This window comes from Roseiarcus sp. (genome assembly GCF_049514155.1).
Lineage (GTDB): Bacteria > Pseudomonadota > Alphaproteobacteria > Rhizobiales > Beijerinckiaceae > Roseiarcus.
This window is the reverse complement of sequence record NZ_JBEKVH010000211.1, coordinates 1-5,041: the sequence shown is the minus strand read 5'-3', so window position 1 is coordinate 5,041 and position 5,041 is coordinate 1. Positions and strand designations below refer to the sequence as shown.

Sequence of the window (5,041 nt, the reverse complement as noted above, 5' to 3'; positions counted from 1 at the left end):
TCGATTTCCTGACCAAGCCGTTTCGCCAACAGGACATGCTCGATGCCGTCGCGCGAGCCATCGAACGGGACACGAAGCGACGTGAAAGCGAAAAGTCGCTTTCCGACCTGCGCGGAAGGTTTGAGTCGTTAACGGCCCGCGAGCGGGAAATCTTGGCGCTCGTCACTGCGGGGCTAATGAACAAGCAGGCGGCGGCCGAACTCGGCCTCAGCGAGATCACGGTCAAGATCCATCGTGGCCACATCATGAGGAAGATGGGCGTGCGATCCTTCGCGGACCTCGTGAGGGCGGCCGAGGCCCTCGAACTGCGTCACGAGCAATGATTCACGGCACAAACGTCTGTATGATTTCATTGCCGTGCCGATTGGCGCATCATTCGATCATATGCTGCGCGCTTCTGGCTCTTCGCTTTCGGGTGTTGGCGGGCAAAGCGGGGGAACACGCGTGTCAACGAGTCAGATCATTTCGATTGTCGATGACGACGAGTCCGTCCGCGCCGCGATGGAGAGCCTCGCGAGATCGCTCGGCCTCGTCTCCTTCGCATTCGAATCCGCTGAGGAATTTTTGCGCTCACCGCAGGTCGACGAGAGCGCCTGCCTCATCACTGACGTGCAGATGCCCGGTATGAGCGGCCTTGATCTTCAGGATCGTCTCAATGCGCAAGGAAGTCGCATTCCGATCATTTTTGTCACGGCTTTTCCTGAACAGGCCATTCGAAGGCGCGCTGAAGCCGGAGGCGCACTCGCCTTTCTCGAAAAGCCGTTTGGCGGGAGGACCATGATAGAGTTACTGCACCGCGCGCTCGCGGCGCAGCCACGCTGAAGCTTGGCGACAATGAATCGTTTCGCGCTGGCGGGCGCGTGACCGGCGACGGATACAGCGTTTCGTTCGTCTCCGGCGCCTCGTTTTCCATTGACGCCTATAGTCGGCCATCGCGCGCGCAGGCGACTGGCTCTCTTCGCAAGGAGTCATCGCCTTGAAGTCCGATGAGCCCACGAAAGACAGGCTGCTGGCTGAAATCGCCGAGCGCCTGCGCGTCGAGGAACAACTGAGGGCCGCCAACCGCACCCTCCGCACCGTCAATCGCTGCAACGAGGCGCTCGTTCGCGCCACGCAGGAGATCGAACTGACGCAGGCCATCTGCCGAGTCCTGGTCGAGGATGGTGGCATGCGGATGGTCTGGGTCGGCTATCGCGAGGAGAACGGGGCGTCGGGGATCCGGCGGATTGCGCATGCTGGATTCGACGATGGATATCTCGACCGCATAGATGTTGCCTGGTCCGACGCGCCCGCCGGGCAGGGGCCGACAGGCGTCGCCATTCGAACCGGCGAACTCTCCTGGACTGATGAAATCGCCACCGATCCGAACTTTCAGCAGTGGCGAAGCGAGGCGCTCAGGCGCGGGTACGAGTCATCGTTGGCGCTGCCGCTGAAGTCCGATGGGAAGGCGTTTGGCGCCCTCACCCTTTACGCCGACCGATCACACGCTTTCGCACAGCAGACCCGCTTGCATTTCTCGGAACTCGCCAACGACTTGGCCTATGGGGTGATGGCGATCCGGACCCGAGCCGAACGCGCGCGGGTGGAGTCGGAATTGCGCCGCATCGAAGCGTATCTCGAGGAAGGACAAAGGCTGACGCACACGGGCAGCTGGGCTTGGAACGTCGCGAGCCGCGAGAACGTCTATTGGTCTCCCGAGCACTATCGAATTTTTGGCATCGATCCGGTTGAGGATTCTCATGCCTTCGAGAAGGCCGTTCAACAAATTCTTCCGCAAGATCGCGCCAAATTCGTTGAAACCCTCGACACAGCAATCCGGGAAAAGAAGGGATTCGATGTCGAATGGCGATTTCAGGCGCCAGACGGGAGCCTTCGTTATCATCAAAGCGTCGGACATCCCGTCGTCGGCAAGGACGGCGAGGTCGTCGAGTACGTCGGTACGCTCGTCGACGTGACCGAACAGCACTTGGCCAAGATGAGGCTGGAACGCGAAAATGCCGAACGCCGGCGCGCCGAGGAGGATCTGCGCCGCAGCGAGGCCTTTCTGGCCGAAGGCCAAGAAATCAGCCGAACCGGAAGCTGGGCGTGGAACGTGGCCACCGGCGAAGCGTGGTGGTCGGCCGAGCAATTTCGCATTTTCGGATTGGATCCGAATGCGACGACCCCGTCCTATGCGGCGTTTGCAGACCGGATTCATCCTGAGGATCGGCCGGCTTTCGAAGACATGCTGGCGAAAGCGGTTCGCGACGGCGGCGACTTCCAGTGCGACTTCCGCGTCGTCACGCCCGACGGCGCGACAAAGCATCTGCACAGCCTGGGGCACTTAAGCGCCAACGGCGCCACGATACGGGAATTCGTCGGCACGGTCATGGATGTCACCGAGCGTCGACTCGCAGAGGAAGCCCTGCGGAGCGCCGTGGCTGATCTCGAACGGGCGTCGCGTTTGAGCACCATGGGCCAGCTCACGGCTTCGATCGCGCATGAGATCAATCAACCGCTCGCCGCGATCGTCACCAACGCCGAAGCTTGCCTGCTCTGGCTTGAAGCCGAGCGGTTGAATCTCGAGGAGGCGCGGCAGGCCGCGACGCGCATCGTCAGAAATGGCCTGCGCGCTAGCGACATCGTCAAAAGCATCCGCGCCCAGACCCGCAAGTCGGCGCCCGAGATGGTCTCGCTCGACATCAACGACGTGATCCGAGAGGTGATCATCCTCGTCGGCGCCGAGTTCCGTCGTAATGGCGTCAGGGTCGAAACTTCGCTGCAACCCAATCCAGTTCGGGTCATTGGCGATCGGGTCCAGCTTCAGCAGGTGGCGCTGAATTTGATCATGAACGGCGTCGAGGCGATGGCGAATTCCATGCATGGCCAGCGGCGGCTGGAGATCAGATCCGCGGTCGACGAGTTGGGCCGTGTCGTCGTCGCGGTTGCGGATTCGGGCCCCGGGTTCGAATCGGCGCAGATGGACCGGCTCTTCGAGGCGTTCTTCACCACCAAGCCAGAGGGCATGGGGATGGGATTGTCGATTTGCCGTTCAATCGTTGAGGCGCATGGCGGCCGGTTGTCGGCGTCGCCGAATGTGCCGAACGGCGCCGTCTTCCAGATCAACTTGCCGGCGGCGGCCGGCGACGCGAGCAAGGCGTGAGGAACGCTGGAAGCGCCGCGACATCGGTTCAGCCGCCGGCGACGCTCGCCGAAGCCGCCCTCCGCCGGCTCGGCTGCCCTGCAATTGAGATAGCTGTCCCGCCAAGGACATTATCCGCACGTCGAGCGCGGGGCGCTCACGAGCATGAAACGGGCCGCCATCGCGCGCGCGTCATACGAAAGTTTGGCTTCTTGAAACCAACAATGGAACTCGATTTACCAATGTAGGATGGAATAATTGTGCGACGGACGTAGATTGGTCGGCGACAAAAGATCGCGAAGTTCGACGCATTCATTCACGATCAATGTCGAACAATGGAACGTATCATGAAGATGTTATCGCTCGCGCGCTACTTCCGGCGACGCCTAAGATACTGGACCATATTCGAGGAACTTTCCAGGTATTCTAACCAGGAGCTGCACGATATCGGCATCGACGCCGCCGATATTCCCGAAATCGCGCGCCGCGCGTCGGAAGAACAACAGTAGGCTCTGAAGACGGCCCGCGGCTGGGCACCGTCTTGGTTTCACGTCCGGTTGTAGACGTCCTCGGCGCGGACCGTCCGTCTTTTCGGAGAAAAACGTGAGGTCAGCGATCGCTCGCAAGACGGCAATGAACGAGCTGTCGCACAGGCGCGCAATCAGGAGGCATTATGTCCAAAGACCAATCCATCTCCGCTCTCGCGGGCTTGCCGGCGTCCGAAGTTGAGCCCTCAGGGCGACTGTCGGTCGAAGGCGAAATCGGCTTTGTCGGCCTCGGTCACATGGGGATAGCGATGGCAGCGAACCTGATCGCCGCCGGACACCGGGTCATTGCTTACGTCCGCCGCCCGGATCAGATGGAGAAGCTCGGTGCGCTCGGTCTCGAGCCCACGATGGACTTAAGCAGCCTATTCGACTGCGAGGTCGTCGTCAGCATGCTGCCGGACGACGCCGCCGTTCGCTACGTGGTCCTTGGTCGCGAAGGCGACGGCGTCAAGGGTCTCGCCGCCGGATTGAAGCGCGGCGCAATTCATCTATCCATGAGCACCATCAGCGCAGCCACTGCGTCTCGCCTCGCGGCGGAGCATGCGCGTTACGGACAAGGCTACGTGGCCGCGCCGGTGTTTGGAAATCCCGACGCCGCCAAGGCGCGCCAGCTGTTCGTTGTCGCCGCCGGTCCGTCAACCGATGTCGAGCGCTGTCTGCCGATGCTCGACAGCCTCGGACAAAGGACCTTTGTCGTCGGCCCCGATCCTTCGCACGCAAACCTCATCAAACTGCTCGGCAACATGATGACCGCGACGACGCTGGAGGTGCTGGGGGAAGTCGTCGCTGTGGCTCTCAAGCGCGGACTCGAACCCAAGCCGTTCATCGACATCATGACGAGCACGATGTTCGGCGGACGCGCGCATAAAATCTACGGCGACAAGATCGTCAGGAAGTCGTACGCACCCGGATTCGTCTTGCCGCTGGTGCTCAAGGACGTGCGTCTGGCGCTCGCCGAAGCCGAGATTGCGGGTGCCCCGATGCCGTCGGTCAACGTCGTGCGAGACCGCCTCATCACAGGAATCGCTCGCGGCTACGCCGATCTCGACTGGAGCGCCCTTGGGTTGATTGCGGCCGAAGAAGCGGGACTTCAATTCAACCTCCCGCGTAGTGTCAATTGAGGCCGAGACAACTCGAGTGACGGCTCTGCGGTTGGTCCCGGCGACTGGAACGAATGACCGGTTTCGAGAACGGCTCTCACCGTTCTGAAAGGCAAGGATGGGCGCAAGGCAGGCTGTCTGCTTATGCCCGGAGCTGGCCGGGAGCGGAATGGCGGGTTTCGGCAATTGAAATGCTAAAGCCGACATTCGCTCTTGCGTAGCGTCGTGGCGGCTCACGACCCTTTGCGGTGGTGTGGAATTCGGCAAAGGTC

General features: G+C 61.5%; 5 protein-coding genes. All 5 read left to right on the top strand.

Annotated elements, in window-relative coordinates; genetic code table 11:
- Window positions 1–323: response regulator transcription factor (locus tag ABSF49_RS19885; protein WP_424114370.1), on the top strand; the 323-nt coding region annotated here is incomplete at its 5' end.
- A 121-nt stretch (window positions 324–444) separates the two neighbouring features.
- Entirely contained in the window at window positions 445–822 is a 378-nt protein-coding gene (locus ABSF49_RS19880; RefSeq protein ID WP_424114369.1) for a response regulator transcription factor, read from the top strand.
- A 154-nt stretch (window positions 823–976) separates the two neighbouring features.
- Window positions 977–3,142 carry a PAS domain-containing protein gene (locus ABSF49_RS19875; protein ID WP_424114368.1) on the top strand — a complete coding sequence of 722 codons (2,166 nt, stop codon included), beginning with the start codon at window positions 977–979 and terminating at the stop codon, window positions 3,140–3,142.
- Between the two features lie 326 nt (window positions 3,143–3,468).
- Window positions 3,469–3,630, top strand: a complete 162-nt coding sequence (locus ABSF49_RS19870; protein ID WP_424114367.1) for a DUF1127 domain-containing protein — start codon at window positions 3,469–3,471, stop codon at window positions 3,628–3,630.
- A gap of 164 nt (window positions 3,631–3,794) precedes the next feature.
- A complete protein-coding gene (locus tag ABSF49_RS19865; RefSeq protein WP_424114366.1) occupies window positions 3,795–4,790 on the top strand; it encodes an NAD(P)-dependent oxidoreductase in 996 nt (331 codons plus the stop codon).
- Window positions 4,791–5,041 lie beyond the last annotated feature (251 nt).